Source organism: Streptomyces sp. NPDC046881, from assembly GCF_040645015.1.
GTDB lineage: Bacteria > Actinomycetota > Actinomycetes > Streptomycetales > Streptomycetaceae > Streptomyces.
The window spans coordinates 56710-77609 of record NZ_JBEYXJ010000015.1; the positions used below are offsets into that span (position 1 = coordinate 56710).

Here is a 20900-nt window from a genome sequence, read left to right on the forward strand (position 1 = left end):
GGGACAGGCCCGCGGCTCACTCCGGACGCGTGGGGGCCTCGCCGACGGCGGCGAGCAGTTCGAAGGGGAGCTCTCGATCGACTTGGCCGATGGTGAGCCCGAGCCAGCGAGCACGGCCGAAGTGTAGGGCTCATGACAGGTGTCGTGCCCAGATGACAACTTTCGCGCCCAGTCACACCCCATCAGCAAAATCACGATCTACAGCTGGAGTATTAGGGGCCAGCAGCGGTAGGCGGGCGGGCGCTCCTTCCGGAGTCCGGACACCGTGCCTCGTCGGTCAGGACGGCGGCCGGGTCCAGGGTGCGTCGCCGGCGGACAGGCGGTGGGTCGCCACGGAGGTGAGCGCCAGGAGCAGCAGGCACAGGCACAGCGTGAGCACCAGATGGCCGTGCAGCACCAGTCCGGCTCCGCCGAGGGCGCCGGCCAGCATGGCCAGCACGGACAGGATCCGGCGGCCGGGCCGCGGCGCCGCACCGCCTGCCGGGGTGGAGTCCGCGGCCAGACCGGTGAGGGTCAGCGTCAGCACGGTCGTGGTGAGGTCCGGAACCCCGAGGCGCCGGGCGACCGCGTTCTGCAGGCCCATGGCGAGCCCGAGGCACACGATCAGCGTGTACTCGACCGCGGTGGTGACCCGGCCGGCGGTGACCGCCGTGACGACGACGGTGACGGCGACCAGGACCGTCTGCACGGCGGTGGCCGTCGTCAGCAGGCGGCCGCGGTGCCCGCCGAACCGGCTCCCCAGCCTGCCCCCGGCCAGCGCGCCCAGGAGGAACGCCGTCAGCGCGACGACCGAGGCGAGCGCGGACAGGGTCTTGGCGCCGCCCAGCGCGAAGCCGAGGAACACCACGTTGCCGGTCATGTTGGCGACGAATACGTGCCCTAGCGCAAGATAGCTCACCGCGTCGACCAGACCGGTGACCACCGTCAGCGTCAGCATCAGGGGAGGCAACGGCCCGTGTCGGTCCCCCCGGGGCGGTGCCAGCGTCCGGACGGCGTCAGTCAACAGACCGCGCATGGCTCTCTCCTTTCGGTGCCGTGGGCGCCCGGTGCAGCACCAGGCGGGTCAGCAGCCCGCTGACCGGGCCGGCCACGATCGCGGCGAGGGCGACCCACACCGGCCACGGGGTGACGCCCAGCGCGTGGTCCAGGGACCACCGGCCGGGGCCGGTGAGGGCCAGCGCCGCGGAGACGACCACGAGGACCAGCGGATACTCGTAGCCGTCGTTCTGTACCCATAGCCCCTTGGGCCACTTGACGGTGCCGGCGACCGTCATCACGCCCATGGCGGCCATCGCCGCCAGGGGCGTGAGCAGACCGGCGGTCAGGAACAGGCCGGCCCCGATCTGGCTGGCGCCCGCGACGACCGCGGTCAGCCGGCCCCCGCGGAACCCGTCGTGCCGGAACTCCTCGGTTCCGCCTGCCAAGCCGTGGCCCCCGAGCCGGAAGCTCACCTTCTGCACTCCGTGACCGGCGACGAGGAGTCCCGCCACCACCCGGAGGACCAGCAGTCCCGCGTCCATCTCTTCCTGCCTGTTCCTGCCTCGGTCGTCGATCGCTGCGCTGGGGGAGGGGTCAGCCGGCCGCGTGGCCGCCGATGAACGCCTGGGCGTACACCAGGCCGAGGCCGTAGGCGCCGCCGTGCTCCTTGACGACCTCCGTCACCGGCACGTACGTCTCGCCGCGGGCCCAGTCACGCTGGAGCTCCAGCAGCACCTGCACCCAGGTGACCGGGACGGCGCCGCCCTGGATCATGCGCTGGACGGCGTGCTCGTGGGCCTGCGGGCTGACTCCGCCGGACGCGTCCGTGACGACGTAGACCTCGTAGCCCTGGGCGATGGCGGAGAGCGCCGGCAGCACGACGCAGACCTCGGTCCACAGACCGGCGATCACGAGCTTCCTGCGGCCGGTCGCCTTGACGGCCTCGACGAACGCCGGGTCCTCCCAGGCGTTCATCGTGGTGCGGTCGATGATCTTCTGGTCCGGGAACACGTCCGCCAGCTGCGGCAGGATCGGACCGGAGAACGACTCGGCGGCCACGGTGCTCAGCACGACCGGCACGTCGAACACCTTGGCGGCCTTGGCCAGACCCAGGGTGGAGTTGATGATCGCGGTCCGGTCGCCGCTGCCGGTGCCGAAGAACATCTGCGGCTGGTGGTCCACGAACAGGACCGCACAGTTGTCGGGGGTCAGCAGGTCGGGGCTGGGGGACGCGGTGACCTGGGCGATGTCGACCATGAGAGTGCCTTTCCATCGGTAGGGCGCGGACGGGCGTCCACGCCGGGCAACAACCGTCCGGCGGACGGGGGTTCGTGGGTGTCCGCTCCGCTCAGAGGACGAAGCAGGGATCGAACGGGGCGTCGGCGGCGCCGGGGGCCGGACCGCGCCGGGCGCGCCACGCCCGGTGCAGCTCCGACTCCGCGACGGCCTCGCCGAGCGCCTCGGCCTGGCGCACCCCGGCCGGCCGGGACGCCTGGTAGCCGCCGAAGTGCGCCACCGGGCTCCAGGCGGGGGAGACGGGCGGCAGTTCCTCGTCGAGGCCCTCGTACTCCCCGGCGGCGTAGACGATCCGGCCGCCGGTGACCGTGAGCAGCGACTCGATGTGCGCGATGTCCGGCTCGGGCACGGTGAAGTAGTCCTCGGACAGCACCGCTAGGTCCGCGTAACAGCCCGGCCGCAGCACGCCCTTGACCTGCTCCTCGCCGGTCAGCTCGGCGCCGGCGACGGTGAACATGCGCAGGGCGGTCTGCCGGTCGACGCGGTTGCCGCGCGGGCGGAGCACGGCGTCTCCGACGGTGCGTCCGCTCACCAGCCAGTGCAGGGCGACCCAGGGGTTGTAGGTGGAGACCCGGGTGGCGTCCGTGCCGGCGGCCACGGTCAGTCCGCGGTCCAGCATGGCCCGGATCGGCGGGGCGTCCGCGGCCCTGCCCGGGCCGTAGCGGCGCAGGAACGCCTCGCCCTGGAAGGAGAGCCGGTTCTGGACGGACAGGGCACCACCGAGCGCGGCGACGCGGTCGAGGCTCTCCGCGGACACGGTCTCCGCGTGGTCGAACAGCCACCGGTTCCCCGCCGGGAAGAGCCCCTCGGCGGCGAGCTTCTCGAAGACCGCGAGGTCCCGGCGGATGGTCTCGTCGTACGTGGCGTGCAGCCGGAAGCCCCAGCCGTGCTCCATGAGCAGCCGTACGGCCTTCTCGAACTCACCCTCGTAGGCGCCGAGTTCGGGGCGCGGCTGGCTGAAGTTCTCGAAGTCCGCCGCCGCCCAGGTGAGGTTCTCGCCCGCGCCGTTCAGGCGCAGCCACGCGTCCCCGTCCTCCGGGCGGGCCGTCTCCGTCCAGCGGGCGAGGTCGGCGAGCTCCTGGCCCGCGGTCTGCGGGAAGAGGTGATAGGCGATGCGCAACGACAACTGGCCGGCCTCCGCCAGCTCGACGACGGTGCGGTAGTTCTCGGGGAAGTTCTGGAATCCGCCGGCGGCGTCGATCGCGGAGGTCAGGCCGAACCGGTTGAGTTCGCGCAGGAAGTGCCGGGTCGAGAGCTCCTTGTCCGCCCCCTCCAGCACCGGCGCCTTGGCCAGCGTCGAGTACAGGACGAGGGCGCTGGGCGCGGCCAGCAGCATGCCCGTGGGCTCCCCGTCCCGGCCGCGGACGATCTGGCCGCCCCGGGGATCGGGCGTGTCCCTGCCGAAGCCGGCGGCCCGCAGCGCCGCCCGGTTCAGGACGGCCGCCTGGTACAGGTGCAGGACGAACACCGGGGTGTCCGGGGCGGCGGCGTTCAGCTCGGCGACGGTCGGCAGCCGCCGTTCGGCGAACTGCTCCGCCGACCAGCCTCCCACCACCCGCACCCACTGGCCCTTCGGTGTCCGCGCGGCCTGCTCCCGCAGCATGGCCAGCCCCTGGCGGAGCGTCGGAACGCCGTCCCAGCGCAGCTCCAGTACGTAGTTGAGGCCGCCCCGGATCACATGCAGATGGGCGTCGTTGAGTCCGGGGATCAGCCGCCGGCCGAGCGCGTCCACCACCTTCGTGCCGGGTCCGACGTGCGGGGCCACGTCCCTGTCGTCGCCGACGACCGTGAGGACACCGCCGCGGACGGCGAGCGCCTCGGCGTGCGGGCGGACCGGGTCACCCGTGTGAATTCTCGCGTTGCGGACGACGAGCTCCGCGGCATCGTCGACGGCCTGGGGAACCAGCCCGCCGACCGGCATGGCAGACACGTGTGCAGGACCTCCTCGGGGATGAGCCTTCTTGGGGTGAGCCTCTTGGCTGTGCGCCGCGCCCGGCCCGGCGCACGGGGGCGCGGGGGAGACGGGAACGCGACGGGGAACAGCGGCGAGGCGCGAGAGCCGGCCGTCGACCGCCGTGCCCTCACGCTAGGTCCACGGGACGTCGCCGGGTGTCCCGTCCGTGCACCGGCGCGTTCCCCACAGCGCACCGGCCGTGGTGCGCGAGGCCGCCGTGCGCTGTGAGGACGCCAGGCGTGCGCTGGCGGACAACTACCGGCCCGACGGCGGTCCTACGGTGGCGGTCAGCGGCGCCGGAGTGCCCGGCACAACGACCCGGGTCGTGGCCGGACCGACCGGCGCCCCCTACGCAACATCCAGGAGATACCCATGTCTGAAGCCCTGTCGCCGGTGGAGCCGGTGCTGGAGCCCGCGGCGGCCGAGTTCGCGGCGGCGACCGCCAACCCGCCCTACCTGTTCGACCTGCCCCCGGCGGAGGGCCGCAAGGCGGTCGACGAGGTGCAGTCCGGCGAGATCGACAAGCCGGCCGTCGACGAGGAGTGGATCACCGTCCCCGGCGGCCCCACCGGCAGCGTCCGCACCCGGATCGTCAGGCCCGCCGGCACCACCGGCCCCCTCCCCGTCATCCTCTACATCCACGGCGCCGGCTGGGTCTTCGGCAACGCCCACACCCACGACCGCCTGGTCCGCGAACTCGCCGTCGGCGCCCGCGCCGCGGTCGTCTTCCCCGAGTACGACCTCTCGCCCGAGGCCCGCTACCCGGTCGCCATCGAGCAGAACTTCACCGTCGCCAGATGGGTGGTGGACCACGGCACGGACCAGGACCTGGACGGCTCCCGGCTGGCCGTGGCCGGCGACTCCGTCGGCGGCAACATGACCGCCGCCCTGACCCTGATGGCCAAGGAACGCGGCGGCGTCCCGCTGCTGCAGCAGGTGCTGTTCTACCCGGTCACGGACGCGAACTTCGACACGCCGTCCTACCACCAGTTCGCCACCGGCTACTTCCTGCGCCGCGACGGCATGCAGTGGTTCTGGGACCAGTACACCACCGACCCCGCCGAACGCGCCCACATCACCGCCTCCCCGCTGCGCGCCACCACCGACCAGCTCACGGGCCTTCCCCCGGCACTGGTCATCACCGGCGAGGCCGATGTGCTGCGCGACGAGGGCGAGGCCTACGCCAACAAGCTCCGCGCCGCCGGTGTCCCGGTCACCGCGGTCCGCTTCCAGGGCATCATCCACGACTTCGTGATGCTCGACGCCCTGCGCGGCACCCACGCCGCCCAGGCCGCCATCGACCTCGCCGTGCGCACCCTGCACACCACCCTGCACACCGCCTGACACCGAGGAGAAGCACAGACATGTCGACCTCCACTCCCACCGTCGTCCTCATCCACGGCGCCTTCGCCGACGCGGCCAGCTGGTCCGGGGTCGTCGAGGAACTGCAGGGCGACGGCATCCCCGTGATCGCCCCGCCGAACCCGCTGCGCGGCCTGGCGGCCGACGCCGCGTACGTCGCCTCCGTCGCCGCCCAGATCGACGGCCCGGTCGTCCTGGTCGGGCACTCGTACGGCGGTGCGCTCATCACCGTGGCCGGCACCACGGAGAACGTCGTCGGCCTGGTCTACGTCGCCGCGTACGCCCTCGACGAGGGCGAGAGCCTCGGTGAACTGCAGGGCCGCTTCCCGCTGTCGCCGCTGGTGAGCAACCTCAAGCAGTGGACGTATCCCGTCGCCGGCGGCGATCCCGCCGTCGAGGTCACCATCGCCGAGGACGCCTTCCCGTCGGTCTTCGCCGCCGACGTGCCCGCGGAGGTCACCAAGGTCCTCGCGGCGGCCCAGCGCCCGCTCGCCGCCGCGGCCTTCGAGGAGACGGCCTCCGCCGCCGCCTGGAAGACCAAGCCGTCCTGGGCCCTGGTGGCCGCCGCGGACAACGCGATCAACCCCGAGGTGGAGCGCTTCGGCGCGAAGCGGGCCGGGGCGACGATCGTGGAGGTCGAGGGCGCCTCGCACGCCGTGGCCGTCTCCCAGCCGAAGGCCGTCGCCGACCTGATCCGCGAAGCGGTCCGCGCGACGAGCTGACCGACCCCACGACCGACCGCGCGGACGCCTCCCCCGTACAGCGTCCGCGCGGTCTCCCCGCGCCCCGGGCAAGGACTTCGGGTCGGGCCGCCCCAGGGAACGGGTCGTCCTGCGCCGGTAGCGGAAGTACGCGTCCTCCGGCTCCGGGACGGGGCGCCGTCGGCGGTGAAGCGGGGTGCCCCGGCGGCGGGCGGCCAGGGCATCGGCCGACCGGAGTCAGTTCTCCTCGGCCCGCTCCCACAGGTGCACGGACGTCCCGTCGTCGGAGATCGTGTACCTCCTGCCGTCTCCCGCCGCGCGGGCCGGCCGCCCCGGCGCCCGCCGGCTCGCCGTGCAGCAGTCCTGTCTCTTGGAAGCGGGTCGTCCCACCGAGGCCGTAGGCGGGGAAGTCGCCCGAGTGGCGCAGTCACCCCGGTGACGATATGACACCCCGTCATGGCATGGTTACTGTGTGCTTGTGATCAGGTCGCGGGGCAACGGGCACGGGCGCGCGGGGCGTTCCCGTGGCGCCGCCCTGCTGATCGGGCTGGTCCTGGTGATCGCCGCGCATCTCACCGGCGCGGTGCACGCCTGCGCCTTCGCAGGTCCCGACCCGAGTCCCGTCGTGGCGTACGACCTTCGGCCCGTCGCGGAGAGAGCCGCAGACTCGGAGCCGGCCGCGCGGCCTTCCCATCACCGGCGGCCGGTGGACGCAGCCCCGACCGACCCGCCTCCCCACCACCGCCCCGCGCCGGACGCGCTCCGCGCCCCAGGCTCCGCCGCGCCGCCTCCCCACCACCATCCCGCAGCGGACGTAACCCCGGCCGCCCCGTCCCCCCACCACCGGCACGCAGCGGACGCAACCCCCGCCGCCCCGTCCCCGTCCCCCCACCACCGGCACGCGGCGGACGGGCACAGTGATCACTCGGCGGACCGGCCGCGTGCCGGGCTCGACGACACCGGGCTCGGTGACGAGGCGCATCCGCCCCTCCACCCCGCGGGGGTGCGCGGGCGCTTTCCGGACACCAGCCGGCGCAGGGCGGCCGGTGTTTCCCTCCCGTGTGTGCACGGCTCCTCGTTCGCGCTCGGCTGCGTGCTGCGGCAGTAGGCCCGCCCCGCGCGCCCCGGGCCCGTCCGCGGTCCGGGGTGTGCCCGCGTGCCATGCCCCACCTGCACAGCGCCCGCCGTACCGCCGCCGGGCGCGGAGGAGTCGTACCCCATGCATACCTCCCTGTCCGCACACCTGCCCGAACCCTCAGGAGCGCGCACGTCCCGGCTGCTGACGGCCCGGCGTCCGTCCCACCTCGTCGGTGACACCCCGGTGCTGTGGGTGGACACGCCGTTCGCCCCGCCCGGCCGCGGCTTCCACGCCAAGCTGGAGGGCGCCAACCCGGGCGGCCTCAAGGACCGGCCCGCCCTGCACATGGTCCGTGAGGCCCGCCGGCGCGGCGACCTCGCGCCGGGCGCGCCGATCGTCGAATCCTCCAGCGGCACCCTCGGACTGGGCCTCGCCCTGGCCGGGCTGACCTACGGCCACCCGGTGACCGTCGTGACCGACCCGGGCATGGAACCGGCCGTGGCGCGCCTGCTCACCGCGCGGGGCGCACGGGTGGTCCAGGTCACCGCGCCGCACCCGGAGGGCGGCTGGCAGGAGGCGCGCCGTGCGCGGGTCGCCGAACTGCTGGCGCGGACGCCGGGGGCGTACTGCCCGGACCAGTACCGCAACCCCGACAACGTCGCCGCCTACCGCCCTCTCGCGGCCGAGCTGATCGCCCAACTCGGCTGGGTCGACGTGCTGGTGGCGGCGGTCGGTACGGGCGGACACTCCGCCGGTGTCTCCGCCGTGCTGCGGGCTGCCTTCCCGCGGCTGACGCTCATCGGGGTCGACTCGGTCGGCTCGGTGATCTTCGGCCAGCCCGCGGGGCCGCGGCTGATGCGCGGCCTGGGCTCCAGCGTCCACCCGGACAACGTCGACTACGCGGCCTTCGCCGAGGTCCACTGGGTGGCCCCGGCCGAGGCGGTCTGGGCCTGCCGCCAACTCGCCCGCCGGCACTACGTCTCCGGCGGCTGGAGCGTGGGAGCGGTGGCGCTGGTGGCCGGGTGGGCGGCGCGGACGTACCCCGCCGGCACCAGGATCGCCGCGGTCTTCCCCGACGGCCCGCACCGCTACCTGACGACGGTCTACGACGACGCCTGGTGCCGCGAGCACGGCCTGCTGGGGCGGACACCGCCGCCGGGGCCCGACGACATCGCCGAACCGGACGCCCGCGCGGTGACCCGGTGGGCCCGGTGCGGACGGGTCCGCGATCCGCTCGCGCGCGACCGGGCGAAGGCGGGTGCCCGGTGAAGCGGCTGTGGGCCCGCACAGGCTCCTTCGACCGGCCGGCCCGGCTGTTGATGGTGAACCAGTTCGCCATCAACCTGGGCTTCTACATGCTCATGCCCTACCTGGCCGACCACTTGGCCCACGGCCTCGGCCTCGCCGCCTGGGCGGTCGGCCTGGTGCTGGGCGTGCGCAACTTCTCCCAGCAGGGCATGTTCCTGCTCGGCGGCACCCTCGCCGACCGCTACGGCTGCAAGCCGATGATCCTCACCGGGTGCGCCCTGCGCGCGGTCGCGTTCGGGCTGCTGGCGGTGGTCGGCTCCCTCCCCGCGCTGGTGGCGGCGTCCGCGCTGACCGGTCTGGCGGGTGCGCTGTTCAATCCGGCGGTACGGGCGTACCTCGCGGCGGACGCCGGGGAGGAGCGGCGGGTGGCGGCGTTCGCCGCGTTCAACGTCTTCTACCAGGCGGGCGTCCTGGTCGGCCCGCTTGCCGGACTCGCCCTGCTGGCCTGGGACTTCAGCGTGGTCTGCACGGTCGCGGCGCTCGTCTTCGGTGCCCTGGCCGTACTCCAGGCCCGCGCCCTGCCCGCCCGGCCCCCCGCCGGCCGCGGCGGCGAACCCGCCTGGCGGGCGGTCGCCACCGACTGGCGCACCGTCGCCGCCAACCGCCCCTTCCTCCTCTTCGCGGCCGCCATGAGCGGTTCCTACGTCCTGGCGTTCCAGGTGTATCTGGCCCTGCCGCTGCACGCGCGCGCCCTGTTCGGCCAGCGCACCGGCGCGGTCACCGGCGCGGTCTTCGCCGCGTCGGCGCTGGCCGCGCTGGCGGGCCAGCTGAAACTGACCGCGTGGGCGCAGCGCACCCTGACCGGGCCGCAGGCCGTCGCCTGCGGGCTGGCGGTCATGGGCGCGGCCTTCCTGCCCCTGCTGCCCCGGTCGCAGGGCGCACTCGCCGGGGCGGCCGCCCTGACGCTGTGCGCGGTCCTGTTGGCCTGCGGCGGGGCGCTGCTCTACCCCTTCGAGATGGACACCGTCGTACGGCTCTCCGGCGACCGGCTCGTCGCCACGTACTACGGCGCCTACAGCACCGCCTCCGGCATCGCGGTCTCGCTGGGCAACCTGGCCGTCGGGGCGCTGTTCGACACCGGGGTGGCCTGGCTGCCGTGGGCCGCGCTGGCCACGACCGGGTTCGGCTGCGCCGCTCTGGTGGCACGGCTGCACCAGGCCGGCCACCTGGCGGCGCGGCCGGCTCCGGTGACCGGATGACTCCCGCCGGGGAGCCCGCCCGGGCGCCTTCGACGCCGGTGAGCCGGCCCGCTGACGGTCCCGCACCAGCCAAGTCCCTCGCAGAGGGGTTGTCCTGACAATCCCTCGCCCCTAGGGTCGTCCGGTACGGGGGCAAGCGCTTTCCACGGCTGCTCCCGACCTGTCGATCTCCGAGGAGCGCCGCATGTCCCTGCCCGCACACCGCCGGGTCGCCGTGATCGGCACCGGTGCCATCGTCACGGGCAGCCATCTGCCCGCGCTCGGAGCCCATGCCGAGCGGGCCGAACTGGTCGCCGCCGTCGACGTGGACGAGGCCCGGCTGGACGCCTTCCGGCAGCTCGCGGGTGCCCGGGTCGCCGGGTTCACCTCGACGGACGCCATGCTGGGCGCCGTACACCCGGACCTGGTGCTGATCGGCACCCCGCCGGCGCTGCACCGCGAGCAGACCGTGGCCGCGCTCAAGGCGGGCGCCTGGGTGCTGTGCGAGAAGCCGCTGTGCCTGTCACCGGCCGAACTCGACGACATCGCCGCCGCCGAGGAGGCCTCCGGCGCCTACGCCTCGGTCATCTTCCAGCACCGCTACGGCTCCGGTGCCGTACACGCCCGCGACCTGATCGCACGCGGCGAGCTGGGCGCCCCGCTGGTGGCGCACTGCCAGACCACCTGGCACCGGGACGGCGCGTACTACTCCCTGCCGTGGCGCGGGCGGTGGGCGACGGAGGGCGGCGGCCCCACGATGGGGCACGGAATCCACCAGTACGACCTGCTGCTGCACCTGCTCGGCGAGTGGGAGGAGATACGGGCCATGGCGGCCCGGCTGGTCCACGACATCGAGAGCGAGGACGTCTCCACCGCCCTGGTCCGCTTCCGCAACGGCGCGCTCGCCACCGTCGTCAACAGCGTGCTCTCCCCGGACGAGGTGAGCCGCATCCGCATCGACTGCGCCGACGCCACGGTGGAGCTGACCCACCTGTACGGACACGGCAACGACGACTGGGTCTACACCCCGGCCCCGCACGTCCGACCCGAGCGCGCCGCCGCCTGGCGCACCCCCGCCGCGGACGTCCCCAGCTCGCACACCGTGCAGCTCGGCGCCCTCCTCGACGCCTACGACCGCGGTGTACGGCCCCCCGGGAGCGGCCGGGACGCCCGCGCCGCCCTGGAGTTCGCCGCCGCGCTGTACAAGGCGGCGTTCACCGGACAGCCGGTGCGCGCCGGCGAGATCGGCCCCGGCGACCCCTACTACTCGGCCATGCACGGCGGACACCCCGACTGGGCCCCGAAGGAGCGCGCATGACCATCCGCGTCAGCCACGTCCACGGCGAGCACCTCGCGGTCGAGGCACCGAACGGCACCGAGATCCTCCGCTACGTCCACCGCCCCGACCCGGACCCCTTCGAGTCCCGCAAACCGTACGCCCACCCCGTCCGCACCCTGGCCGGTCGCACGGTGACCGGATACCGGCCGAACGACCACCGCTGGCACAAGGGCCTGCAGATGACGGCCAGCCATCTGTCCGGGCAGAACTTCTGGGGCGGCAACTGCTATGTGCACGGCCGGGGTTACCTGGCGCTGCCGGACCGGATCGGCTCCATGCGCCACGACCGCTTCACCGCGCTCACCGTCGAGGACCAACGGTTCGCCTTCACAGAGGAGTTGACCTGGGTCGAGAACGGCGGGCGGGAATGGGCCCGCGAAGTGCGCGGGATCGCGGTGCACTCGGTCGACGAGGACGCCGGCTCCTGGGCGCTCGACTGGTCGATCCGGCTCACCAACGTCCGCGCCGAGCCGCTGGTGTTCGGCTCCCCGACCACCGCGGGCCGGGAGCTGGCCGGGTACACCGGCCTGCAGTGGCGTGGGCCGCGCGACTTCACCGGCGGCCGGGTCCTCGCCCCCGACGCCGAGGACACCGGCGCCGGGAAGCTCATGGGCAGCCGGGGGCCGTGGCTGGCCTTCACCTCCGAGCACGACGAGGTCGACGGGCACTCCACTCTCGTCTTCGCGCACGCGCCGGAGAACCTGGACGAGACGTCCGCGATCCACGACTCCCACTGGTTCGTGCGCGCCGAACCCATCCCTACCGTCGCCTTCTCCTGGGCCTTCTTCGAGGAGTTCACGCTGGAGCCGGGGGAGTCCTTCGGCTACCGCTACCGGGTGGTGATCGCCGACGGTTCCTGGGACCGCGACCGGATCGCCGCCCACCTGGAGGGCCTGCCGTGGTGACGGAACCCGAGGACGCCCTGCCGCACCCACTGCCCGGAGCCGTCGGCCTGTCCCACCTGAGCGCCTACGCCTGGGAGGCCGCCGACGGCGTCTGCGGCGGCAGCCCGCATCTGCACCTGGTGTGCACGGAGGCGTACGTCGTCACGGGCGGCCGGGGCGCGGTGCAGACGCTCAGCCCCGACGGCTACCGGGACGTCCCGCTGCGGCCCGGCTCGGTCGCCTGGTTCACACCCGGGACCGTGCACCGCATGGTGCAGGGCGGCGACCTGCGCGTCACCGTGCTGATGCAGAACAGCGGACTGCCCGAGGCCGGGGACGCCGTGTTCACCTTCCCGCCCGAGGTGCTCGCCGACCCGGAGCGGTACGTGGCGGCGGCCGCCCTCCCGCCGGGCACCGGCCCGCGGACCGAGGCGGCGGCCCGGCGCCGCAGGGACCTCGCCGTCGAGGGCTACCTCGTCCTGCGCGAGACCCTGGTCGCCGGGGACGACCGCCCCTACCGGGACTTCCAGCGCGCCGCCGCCCGCCTGATCCGCGCCAAGGTGCCCGCCTGGCGTGAACGGTGGCGCGCGGGTGCTCTCACCGCCGCCGAACGCACCGGCGCCCAGCTCGACGCGCTGGAGGCGGGAGACCCGGCCTACCTCGCGGAGGCGACGGCGCACGAGACCACGCCCACCCGGCGCGGCGGCTTCGGGATGTGCGGGCGCCGCGACGAGTACGCCCTGCCGGGTACGACCCTGCCCTACCACGCCGGCTGAACCGGCTCGCCCCGGCACCGGTTCCGGCCCCTGTTTCGACCGGCCTTGGCCCTCGCGGGTCGTGAAGGCGAGGCCGACGGCGTACTCGTCCGCCGTGCACCGGCCCTTGTGGGCGCCGTACGGGACGGCCGGACGCATCGGCGGAGCTCCGGGCGACCGGCCGGCCTACGAGAGGGGCCTCAGCAGTACAGGTTGCCGCCCGGGCTGACGCCGAGGATCTGGGTGAACCTCTGGTAGGCGTCGACGCGGCTCTGCACCTGCCCGGGGTTCTTGCCGTCGCACTCCAGGGAGCCGTTGATGGAGCGGATGGTCTGGCCGAAGCCGGCGCCGCCCACCATGGCGTTGTGCGGGGTCATAGTGCCGGGCCCGCTCTGCGTGTTCCAGTACCACAGCCCGGTCTTCCAGGCCACGGCGGAGTCGTTCTGCACCAGCCACGGATTGCCGAGCAGGTCGATGCCGAGGGCGTCGCCGGCGGCCTTGTAGTTGAAGTTCCAGGACAGCTGGATGGGCCCGCGCCCGTAGTACGCCGCCTGGCCCGCCGGGCACCCGTAGGGCTGGCTCCAGTCGCAGTAGTGCGGGTAGTTGGCGGTGTTCTGCTCGACGACGTACACCAGTCCGCCGGTCTCGTGGCTGACGTTGGCGAGGAAGGCGGCGGCCTCCTGCTTCTTCACGGTGTCGCTGCCGGTGTTCGCGAACGCGGGGTAGGCACCGAGCGCGGCGGTCAGGCCGCTGTAGGTGTAGAACGAGTTCCGGTTCGGGAACATCTGGTTGAACTGGGCCTCGGAGACGACGAACCCGGACGGCGTCGTGCCGCCTCCGCCGCTCGCCGGCGCGTTCCACTTCTGGTTGGCGCCGCCGGAGCAGCTCCAGATCTGCAACCGCGTGCCGTTGGCCGAGTTGTTGTCCCGCACGTCGAGACACTTGTTCGCGGCCGGGTTGACGATGTCCTGCGCGGCGGTGACCACCCACTGCTGGTTGGCCCCGCCGGAGCAGTCCCACAGCTGCACGGCGGCTCCGTCGGCGGTGCCGCGGTCCACGACGTCCAGGCACTTGCCGAGCGCCCGCAGGGTGCCGTCGCCCGGGTTGGACCACCGCTGGGCCGCGGTGCCGTTGCAGTCGTAGAGCTGTACGGCCGTGCCGTTGGCGCTGCTCGCGCCGGCGACGTCGACGCACTTGCCGGCGAGGCCGCTGATCTGCCCGTCGGCGGCCTGCGCCGGTGTGACGGCGAACAGCACGGCGAAGGACGCGGCGATGACGGCGGCCAGGAAGCGTCCGAGGTGCATGCGGCGCAGCGGTATCCGTCCGGGGTTGGGGTGACGCATGAAGACTTCGCTCCAGTTCATGGGGCCGGTTGCGGTCCGGGAGACGTGCAGGGGGCGGTCCGCGGCGGTCAGTTGAGGACGGTCTGCGTGACGACGATGTGCCCGGCGTCCGGGTTCAGGCTGCCGCCGAGCCGGCTGAACGCGCCGTCGGTCAGGTCGAGGCACTTCGGCTCCTGCGGGGTCTGCACGAACGTGCCCCGGTCGTTGATGCGGACCACCAGCGACCGGCCGTTGGCGACATTGGTCACCTGCACCCTGGTGCCGAACGGCAGTTGGGGCTGACGGCTGAGCGAGGTCGCCGCCGTGTCGGCGTTGTTGTCGAACAGCTCACCGCTCGCCGTCAGCGCGCCGGGCGGCTGGGGGCCGTAGTGGGTGGCCCAGCACTGCTCACCGGCCTGCGCGGCCGGGGCGTTCCACTTCTGGTTGGCGCCGCCGGTGCAGGTCCATATCTGGGTCCGGGTGCCGTTGACGGAGGTGTTGCCGGTGACGTCCAGGCACTTGTCCGCCTGCGGGTTGACGATGTCGTGGGCGGCGGTCACGGTCCACTTCTGGTTGGCGCCGCCGGTACAGGACCACAACTGCGCCTTGGCGCCGTCGGCGGTCGCGTTGCCGGTGACGTCGAGGCACTTGCCGAGGGCGCGCAGGGTGCCGTCGCTGCCCACGGACCACTGCTGGGCGTTGGTGCCGTTGCAGTCGTAGAGCTGAACGGGCGTGCCGTCGGCGGAGTCGGCCCCGGCGACGTCGAGGCACTTGCCGGCGAGCCCGGTGATGGAGCCGGTGGCGGCCTGGGCGGGAGAGGCGGCCAGCGCGCCGGCCGACACGGCGACGGCGGCGGCGAGCACGGTGCGGAACAGGACCGAGCGAGTGGGGGGTTGTGCGGCCACGGGAGGAGATCACAGCCTTTCGCGGTCGATGAAGAACGGGCAAGGCCTCACCGAGCCGAGTGCTGCGGTGCGGAGGCCCACCCGGCACCCCGGGAAGCTAAGTGGTCTGAACCAGTACCGTCAAGTGCCGAACGAGGCATGCTGCAAAGGCAGTTGAGTGACCCTGAGGAGTGAATTCAGGCCAGGGTGCCGACGTGGGTGAACGTCGTTCGGCGTTCATTTGTTGATGCCGGTGACGGAGGGGCGTCGCTCCGGCATGCCGGCCGCCGCACTGTGAACAGCCCCTGAAGCGCGCCCCCTTGACGGTCATCTGGTCCGTACCTATGGTCTCGGTTCAGCCCGCGCGTTCAAGAAGCCGCCCAGAGTTCACATATGAGGACGAACACGATGCAGGAAACACCCGCCCGCCGCCGCCGCAGGTCCCGGCGTTCCGCCCTCGCCCTCACGGCGGCGGCCACCCTGCTCACCACCGGCCTGCTCTCCTGGCCCGGCACCGAGCGCGCGGAGGCCGCCCCCGCGACCTTCGTCCACCCCGGCGTCACCGTCTCCCGCGCCCAACTCGACTTCGCCCGCGGCAAGGTGCTCGCCGGCGCCCAGCCGTGGAAGAGCGCCTACGACCAGATGATGGCGAGCAAGTACGCGAGCCTCAGCCGCACCCCCCGGCCCCGCGCCGTCGTGGAGTGCGGCTCCTACTCCAACCCCAACTACGGCTGTACGGACGAACGCGAGGACGCCATCGCGGCGTACACCGACGCGCTCGCCTGGTACGTCACCCGAGACGAGCGCTACGCCAAGAAGGCGATCGAGCTGATGGACGCCTGGTCCGCCGTGCTCACCGACCACACCAACAGCAACGCTCCGCTGCAGACGGGCTGGGCGGGCTCCTCCTGGCCGAAGGCCGCCGAGATCATCAAGTACACGTACTCCGGCACATGGGCCAACTCAGGCCGTTTCGCGTCCATGCTGCGCAACGTCTACCTGCCGGAGATCATCAACGGCTCGAACTCCAACGGCAACTGGGAGCTGTCGATGATGGAGGCGGCCGTCGGCATCTCCGTCTTCCTGGAGGACAAGGCGTCGTACGACACGGCCATGGCGAAGTTCCGCACCCGCACGGCCGCGTACGTGTACCTCGCCTCCGACGGCGACCTGCCGAAGACGGTACCGAGCCAGAACCTGAACACCCGCGACAAGATCGTCTCCTACTGGCAGGGCCAGTCCACCTTCGTCACCGGCCTCACCCAGGAGACCTGCCGCGACTTCACCCACACCGGCTACGGCATCTCCGCCATCTCGCACGTCGCCGAGACCAGCCGGATCCAGGGCCAGGACCTGTACGGCACCGACGTGGGCGAACGGCTGCGGCAGGCGCTCGGCTTCCAGGCCAAGTACGAACTGGGCACCGCCGTCCCGAGCTGGCTGTGCGGCGGGTCGGTCAAGCGGGGGCTGGGCCCGGTCACCGAGGTCGGCTACAACGCCCTGCACAACCGCCTGGGCATCGCCATGACCAACACCCAGACCCTGACCGAGCAGAACCGCCCGGCAGGCAGCAACAACCTCTTCGTGGCCTGGGAGACCCTCACCCACGGCGACAACCCGAACTGACCCCGCCGCCGGTCCGCACCCGTGCCGGGCCCGTGGTCAACGAGCCCGGGGGCTCCGGCCGTCGCCATGCGACCGCCGGGGCGCCAGCGGTCCGGACGCGCTGCGCCGGCCCGGGTCGATCTGCCCGGCGAACGCCTGGAGCGCGGCCGAGCTGTTCGGCGGCAGGACCGCCATCAGCCCCCGGTCCTGCGCCTGGGCCAGCGTGTGCGCGGCCTGGCTGCCTTCCGGGGCGAGCACCAGCCGCACGTGCCCGTCGCCGGAACCCCGCCGGTCCACCGGCGTCACGGCGCCATGCGTGCCGTCGGGCAGGGTCACCCACAGCTGGAAGTCGTCGTACCGGAAGAAGTCCGCACCCTTCACCGGCCACGGGTAGTGGTGCTCTCCCGGCACCTTCGGCAGGATCCCCTGGTGGTTCCCACGGCTCATCGGCACACAGGAGTTGAAGAGGCAGTCGGTCCACGCCTCGACGCCGTCGGCGTCCGTGACCGGGGTGCGCAGCAGCTGCTCGGCCTCCTCGTAGCCCAGTTCGGCCAGGGCGGGCAGCGTCTCGGGGAAGGCCGCCACCAGTTCGGCCGCGTCCTGGCGCAGCCGGTCGATCTTGGGCGGGTCGGCGCAGAACTGCATGCTCCACTCGATGCCCACGCGGGCCCGGTACATCCGCCAGCCGCCCGCCGACTTCACCCACAGGCTGCCGCCGTGGTGCATCTCCCAGCCCTCGGGTGCCACCGGCCGGGGCCCGTAGGGCAGGTCCGCGTCGTCCATCTCGTCGAGGATCCGGTGCGCCGTGCGTTTCGCGGCCTGGAAGAACGGCGACTCGAAACGCTTCGGATGCTCCACCAGCCGGATCCTCCAGGGATGGTCCTCCGACATGGTGCCGCCCGGCTTGACCGTGTCGGGCATCACGTTTCTGGCAACGGTACCGGCGCGGGTCATACTGCCCTCCTCGTGCCGCCCGCGGCCCGGGTACGGCCCGCGGTGCCGAGTGCCCCCCGGGAACGGTCCCCCTGTGACTATCGTGCGCCTCGGGGCGGGAGTCTGCGAGCGCAGACACCGCCCCGAGGCGCCGGCCGGGGTGCTCAGGCGAAGTGGCGGACGAAGACGTCCGACTTGCCGTTGGTGTCGCCGGGCACGAGGTCGTCGGCGGTGGACTGGAAGACCACGTCGCGTCCCCCGGTGCTGACCGCGCCGGTCCCGGCCGAGGCGGGCTGGTTCGAGACGGCCTCCGTGGTGTCCGTCACCAGGTCGAGCAGCGCGAGCGACGGTCCGGTCGTGTCCTGCGGGGCGTACAGCAGATAGCGGCCGGTGGGATCGATGGCCAAGCCCCGCACGTTCGGCACCAGTCGGGCGGTGCCCGAGCTCACATCGTGGACGTAGGTGTCGGAGCCCGACAGGTAGACGACCTTGCTGCCGTCGTAGCTGAGCTGGACGAGGGTCGCCTTCGCGGACGGCCCCTCGATCGGGCCGGAGGCGGTGCCGCCGGTCCGGTCCCACACGAAGACGTCCTCCGTTTTGCCGTCCTGGTAGGCGACATAGCGGCCGTCGCCGCTGATGGACGGCCTGGACGGGAAGGTGTGGCCGAAGGTGGCGACGGTCTGGTTGGTGCCGGTTCCCTGGTTCTGCACCTCGATGCGCTGGCCGAACGACGGTTGTCGCGGAGAGAAGACGACATGGGCGACGTAACCGCCGTCCCCGCTCAGCGACGGCTGGTTGCAGCTGTAGGCCGAGCAGTTGAGGGAAGCCGTCGCTCCCGTGCTCACCTGGTACTGGCGAATCCGCACGTTGGTCACCCACTGCACCGGATAGGCGAGGTAGGCCCCGTCACCGCTGATCACCGGGGGCTGGAGCGGGGGCAGCGGCCCCATCTGCCGGGACCGGCCCGTCGGCTGGTCGCGGACGTACACCCGGTCGCCTCCCGTGGTGCCGTCGGGCGTGAGGTTCGTCGCCGACGAGGAGAAGACGATGCGGCGGCCGTCGGGCGTGATCGAGGCTCCCGCGGAGTTGTCGTCGGCCTGGGTGCCGTCGGCCGCGACACTGATCCTCTCGACGTCGGCTCCGCTGCCACCCGCGAGACCCGCGGCCTCGGCCCCGGCCGCGCCGGGCACCGCGGCCGTGACCGCGCAGACCGCGACCGCCACGCCCAGAGCGGCCCGCACACGTCTGGTGGTGCTCCCGTTCGCGTTTCCCCTCATGTTCCCCCCACACAGGACACGGTCCCCCTCCAGCCCTCCGCCGGAGGTCCGCAAGCATGCAATCGCGATGACGCAGTGGGTTCAAGGCGTCACACGACGCATCGATGCCGCGCCAACCCGCCGCCTCCTACGGCCTGGTGCGGACGAAAGCCAGCGTCCAGTAGCCCTCGCCGGGGCCCGGCTGCCGGTTCCAGGATCTCGTCCGGAACGTGTGCAGACGCCCACGGACGAGGGCGAACCGCGGCAACCGGACGCCGTACTCGGCGGCGAGCGCCTCCAGGGCCCGGCGCTCACCCAGCCGCTCGGCGGGCGGGTCGTCCGGCCGGAAGAGCCGCTCCGGATCCAGCGCGGCCGGCACGGAACCCCGTACGACCGCCTTTTCCCGCACCGTGAACCCGTACCGCTCCTCCCCGTCCTCCGCCACGGACAGATGGAACACACCGGGGCGGTGCCCGTCGGACGGCTCGCTCCACACCGTCACCGCACGGGTGCCGCGCGAGGCCGCGACGCCCGGGGAGACGAACCACTTCTCGGCGAAACTCCCGCCGGGCCGCCCCTCCAGGGCGAAGCTCCAGCCGGCACCTGCCCGGCCGACGGAGACCACCGCCCTGTCCTCCCAGCCCGACGCGTGCGCGTCGCCGCGCAGTAGCATGCGCGACTCCCACAAGGTCGTCGGCTCGCTCAGCACGGTGGTCCCGTCCGCGCCGAGACGGCCGGGCAACTCGGCCGGCTCCACCGCCTCCACGAGGACGAAGCGGTACGACGACGACAGCACGTTGCCGGGATCCAGCTCCGTCAGCCACGCCAGCCCCGGCGGATCCACGTCGGCCGCCGGAGCCGGCACCGCGCCCCGCTGCCCGGCCCGGGGCGTGGCCAGCAGCTCCCGGCCCCGCTCCGGCGTGACCAGCGGGCCCAGGAGCGGGTCGGCGCACAGCCCGACCGGCGCGATGTGCTCCGGGCCCACAGGCCGCCACTCGGGCAGCGCGGCGCGCAGGGTCCGCCACGCCCCGTCCGCGTCACCCCACCGCGCCTGCTCCCGCGCCTCCGCCACGGCACGCCCGAAAGCGCCTCCGGGGGCATAGCGGTAGATGCCTTCACGCACGTCGTGCAGGATCTCCCGCGCCGTCTCGGCCAGCGCGGGGGAGGCGCCGCCCAGGTGGTAGGTCCACGCCGAGTCGTCCCGGCACGCGCTCACATGCTCGGCCGCAAGGACGGGCAGGACCTCCGGCCCGTAGAGCGGATCGGCGTTGAGACCGTGGAACGACACCGTGTACGTCTGCCCGAGCAGCCGGCGGATCTGGTCGCGCAGCCCCGCCGCCCGCGGCCTGCCGTACTCGAGCGCCTCCGCCAGCGCCGCCTCGGCCTCCTCGTACCGCCCCCGCAGCGCCTCCAGCCGGGCCTCCTCCACCGACACGTCCAGCGCCCGCGTCGTCGCGTTGGCGAACTCCCGCCCGGTGCGGCGCGACCGGTCCGTCTGGAGGCTGTGGAACTCCCGGTACATGTCCTCCATGAACGCCCGGAAGGACCCGTACCGCTCCGGCGGGCTCGCCCGCCACGACGCGTAGGAGTACACGGCCCACTCACCGTCGGCGTCCACGTCCCCCGGGTCCATCAGGACGTGGACGGCGTCCGACTCCACGTCCAGTTGCAGGGCCCGGTGCCACATCCCGGCCAGCAACTCGTCCTCGGGCGTGGAGTCGTCGTCCAGCTCCCCGGGGAAGTACTCGGCCAGCCCCGCCGCGTCCTCGTGCCACCGGACGTCGCCGGTACCGGCGAGCAGCCACACGAAGCCGCCCGCATGCCGCCAGCCGTCGCTCACCGTCAGGAACGCCCGGTACGAGGGAGGCAGCCGGTGCCCGAGCCGCTGCTCCAGAGCGAGGATCCGCTCCTCGGAGGCGGGCGGGAACCCCAGCCACCGCGTACGCAGTATGTCCTCGTCTTCCGCGAGCCGCTCGTCTTCCGGCGCGTCCGGATCCTGCGCGTCCGCCCACTCGTGGCTCCAGCGCGTCAGTAACGCCCGCCAGTAGTCGCTGTCCGTCATGCCAC

At 73.2% G+C, this 20900-nt stretch carries 17 protein-coding genes; 8 read left to right on the plus strand and 9 right to left on the minus strand.

Annotation, left to right across the window (positions count from 1 at the left end; translation table 11 throughout):
* Nucleotides 1-277: 277 nt before the first annotated feature.
* From ABZ923_RS10595 to ABZ923_RS10610, 4 genes are all read right to left on the minus strand, one after another.
* On the minus strand, nucleotides 278-1015 hold the full coding sequence (locus tag ABZ923_RS10595; RefSeq protein WP_361469442.1) for a YoaK family protein: 738 nt from the start codon (nucleotides 1013-1015) through the stop codon (nucleotides 278-280).
* Nucleotides 996-1520 carry a DoxX family protein gene (locus ABZ923_RS10600; protein ID WP_361469445.1) on the minus strand — a complete coding sequence of 175 codons (525 nt, stop codon included), beginning with the start codon at nucleotides 1518-1520 and terminating at the stop codon, nucleotides 996-998. Before ABZ923_RS10600 ends, ABZ923_RS10595 begins: the two co-directional genes overlap by 20 nt.
* A 52-nt stretch (nucleotides 1521-1572) precedes the next feature.
* Entirely contained in the window at nucleotides 1573-2235 is a 663-nt protein-coding gene (locus ABZ923_RS10605) for a hydrolase (RefSeq protein ID WP_361469448.1), read from the minus strand.
* Between the two features lie 91 nt (nucleotides 2236-2326).
* Nucleotides 2327-4195, minus strand: coding sequence for an amidohydrolase (locus tag ABZ923_RS10610; RefSeq protein ID WP_361469545.1), 1869 nt, complete (start codon nucleotides 4193-4195; stop codon nucleotides 2327-2329).
* Nucleotides 4196-4600: 405 nt separating this feature from the next.
* Here ABZ923_RS10610 and ABZ923_RS10615 point away from each other — a divergent pair, with 405 nt between their 5' ends.
* The 7 genes from ABZ923_RS10615 (at nucleotide 4601) to ABZ923_RS10645 (ending at nucleotide 12854) form a co-directional block, all read left to right on the plus strand.
* Nucleotides 4601-5572, plus strand: a complete 972-nt coding sequence (locus ABZ923_RS10615) for an alpha/beta hydrolase (RefSeq protein ID WP_361469451.1) — start codon at nucleotides 4601-4603, stop codon at nucleotides 5570-5572.
* A 20-nt stretch (nucleotides 5573-5592) separates the two neighbouring features.
* Nucleotides 5593-6312 (plus strand): alpha/beta hydrolase, encoded by a 720-nt coding sequence (locus tag ABZ923_RS10620; RefSeq protein WP_361469454.1) that lies wholly within the window; start codon nucleotides 5593-5595, stop codon nucleotides 6310-6312.
* Nucleotides 6313-7510: 1198 nt separating this feature from the next.
* On the plus strand, nucleotides 7511-8638 hold the full coding sequence (locus ABZ923_RS10625; RefSeq protein WP_361469457.1) for a pyridoxal-phosphate dependent enzyme: 1128 nt from the start codon (nucleotides 7511-7513) through the stop codon (nucleotides 8636-8638).
* Nucleotides 8635-9876 carry an MFS transporter gene (locus ABZ923_RS10630; protein WP_361469459.1) on the plus strand — a complete coding sequence of 414 codons (1242 nt, stop codon included), beginning with the start codon at nucleotides 8635-8637 and terminating at the stop codon, nucleotides 9874-9876. Before ABZ923_RS10625 ends, ABZ923_RS10630 begins: the two co-directional genes overlap by 4 nt.
* Before the next feature lie 184 nt (nucleotides 9877-10060).
* Complete coding sequence (locus tag ABZ923_RS10635; RefSeq protein WP_361469462.1) at nucleotides 10061-11173, plus strand: Gfo/Idh/MocA family oxidoreductase; 1113 nt, start codon at nucleotides 10061-10063, stop codon at nucleotides 11171-11173.
* Nucleotides 11170-12099: a PmoA family protein gene (locus ABZ923_RS10640; RefSeq protein WP_361469465.1), complete on the plus strand. Its 930-nt coding sequence runs from the start codon at nucleotides 11170-11172 to the stop codon at nucleotides 12097-12099. The genes ABZ923_RS10635 and ABZ923_RS10640 overlap by 4 nt, the downstream gene beginning before the upstream one ends.
* The gene (locus ABZ923_RS10645) at nucleotides 12093-12854 is read left to right on the plus strand and encodes a cupin (RefSeq protein ID WP_361469467.1); all 762 of its coding nucleotides are present in this window, start codon (nucleotides 12093-12095) and stop codon (nucleotides 12852-12854) included. The genes ABZ923_RS10640 and ABZ923_RS10645 overlap by 7 nt, the downstream gene beginning before the upstream one ends.
* 179 nt (nucleotides 12855-13033) lie before the next feature.
* On the opposite strand, the gene ABZ923_RS10650 is transcribed toward ABZ923_RS10645, so the two are convergent.
* Together ABZ923_RS10650 and ABZ923_RS10655 are read right to left on the minus strand one after the other, a co-directional pair.
* Nucleotides 13034-14137 carry a glycoside hydrolase family 19 protein gene (locus ABZ923_RS10650; RefSeq protein ID WP_361469547.1) on the minus strand — a complete coding sequence of 368 codons (1104 nt, stop codon included), beginning with the start codon at nucleotides 14135-14137 and terminating at the stop codon, nucleotides 13034-13036.
* A gap of 107 nt (nucleotides 14138-14244) precedes the next feature.
* Nucleotides 14245-15018, minus strand: a complete 774-nt coding sequence (locus ABZ923_RS10655) for a lectin (RefSeq protein ID WP_361469550.1) — start codon at nucleotides 15016-15018, stop codon at nucleotides 14245-14247.
* A 429-nt stretch (nucleotides 15019-15447) separates the two neighbouring features.
* Between ABZ923_RS10655 and ABZ923_RS10660 the strand changes: the two genes are divergently transcribed.
* Entirely contained in the window at nucleotides 15448-16665 is a 1218-nt protein-coding gene (locus tag ABZ923_RS10660) for an alginate lyase family protein (RefSeq protein ID WP_361469553.1), read from the plus strand.
* Between the two features lie 36 nt (nucleotides 16666-16701).
* Here the strand turns inward: ABZ923_RS10660 and ABZ923_RS10665 are convergent, their stop codons facing one another.
* The 3 genes from ABZ923_RS10665 to ABZ923_RS10675 all read right to left on the minus strand — a co-directional run bounded on the left by ABZ923_RS10665 (nucleotide 16702) and on the right by ABZ923_RS10675 (nucleotide 20895).
* Nucleotides 16702-17598, minus strand: coding sequence for a DUF6424 family protein (locus tag ABZ923_RS10665; protein WP_361469470.1), 897 nt, complete (start codon nucleotides 17596-17598; stop codon nucleotides 16702-16704).
* 143 nt (nucleotides 17599-17741) lie between these two features.
* Complete coding sequence (locus tag ABZ923_RS10670; RefSeq protein ID WP_361469472.1) at nucleotides 17742-18818, minus strand: hypothetical protein; 1077 nt, start codon at nucleotides 18816-18818, stop codon at nucleotides 17742-17744.
* 163 nt (nucleotides 18819-18981) lie between these two features.
* Entirely contained in the window at nucleotides 18982-20895 is a 1914-nt protein-coding gene (locus tag ABZ923_RS10675) for an SMI1/KNR4 family protein (RefSeq protein WP_361469475.1), read from the minus strand.
* Between the last annotated feature and the right edge of the window lie 5 nt (nucleotides 20896-20900).

Bases quoted from the DNA above. Each gene is read 5' to 3' on its own strand.
- ABZ923_RS10665 (WP_361469470.1), bottom strand. From the start codon at position 17,598: ATGACCCGCGCCGGTACCGTTGCCAGAAACGTGATGCCCGACACGGTC.
- ABZ923_RS10675 (WP_361469475.1), bottom strand. From the start codon at position 20,895: ATGACGGACAGCGACTACTGGCGGGCGTTACTGACGCGCTGGAGCCAC.
- ABZ923_RS10620 (WP_361469454.1), top strand. From the start codon at position 5,593: ATGTCGACCTCCACTCCCACCGTCGTCCTCATCCACGGCGCCTTCGCC.
- ABZ923_RS10600 (WP_361469445.1), bottom strand. From the start codon at position 1,520: ATGGACGCGGGACTGCTGGTCCTCCGGGTGGTGGCGGGACTCCTCGTC.
- ABZ923_RS10635 (WP_361469462.1), top strand. From the start codon at position 10,061: ATGTCCCTGCCCGCACACCGCCGGGTCGCCGTGATCGGCACCGGTGCC.
- ABZ923_RS10605 (WP_361469448.1), bottom strand. From the start codon at position 2,235: ATGGTCGACATCGCCCAGGTCACCGCGTCCCCCAGCCCCGACCTGCTG.
- ABZ923_RS10640 (WP_361469465.1), top strand. From the start codon at position 11,170: ATGACCATCCGCGTCAGCCACGTCCACGGCGAGCACCTCGCGGTCGAG.
- ABZ923_RS10610 (WP_361469545.1), bottom strand. From the start codon at position 4,195: ATGCCGGTCGGCGGGCTGGTTCCCCAGGCCGTCGACGATGCCGCGGAG.
- ABZ923_RS10660 (WP_361469553.1), top strand. From the start codon at position 15,448: ATGCAGGAAACACCCGCCCGCCGCCGCCGCAGGTCCCGGCGTTCCGCC.
- ABZ923_RS10650 (WP_361469547.1), bottom strand. From the start codon at position 14,137: ATGCACCTCGGACGCTTCCTGGCCGCCGTCATCGCCGCGTCCTTCGCC.
- ABZ923_RS10595 (WP_361469442.1), bottom strand. From the start codon at position 1,015: ATGCGCGGTCTGTTGACTGACGCCGTCCGGACGCTGGCACCGCCCCGG.
- ABZ923_RS10615 (WP_361469451.1), top strand. From the start codon at position 4,601: ATGTCTGAAGCCCTGTCGCCGGTGGAGCCGGTGCTGGAGCCCGCGGCG.
- ABZ923_RS10625 (WP_361469457.1), top strand. From the start codon at position 7,511: ATGCATACCTCCCTGTCCGCACACCTGCCCGAACCCTCAGGAGCGCGC.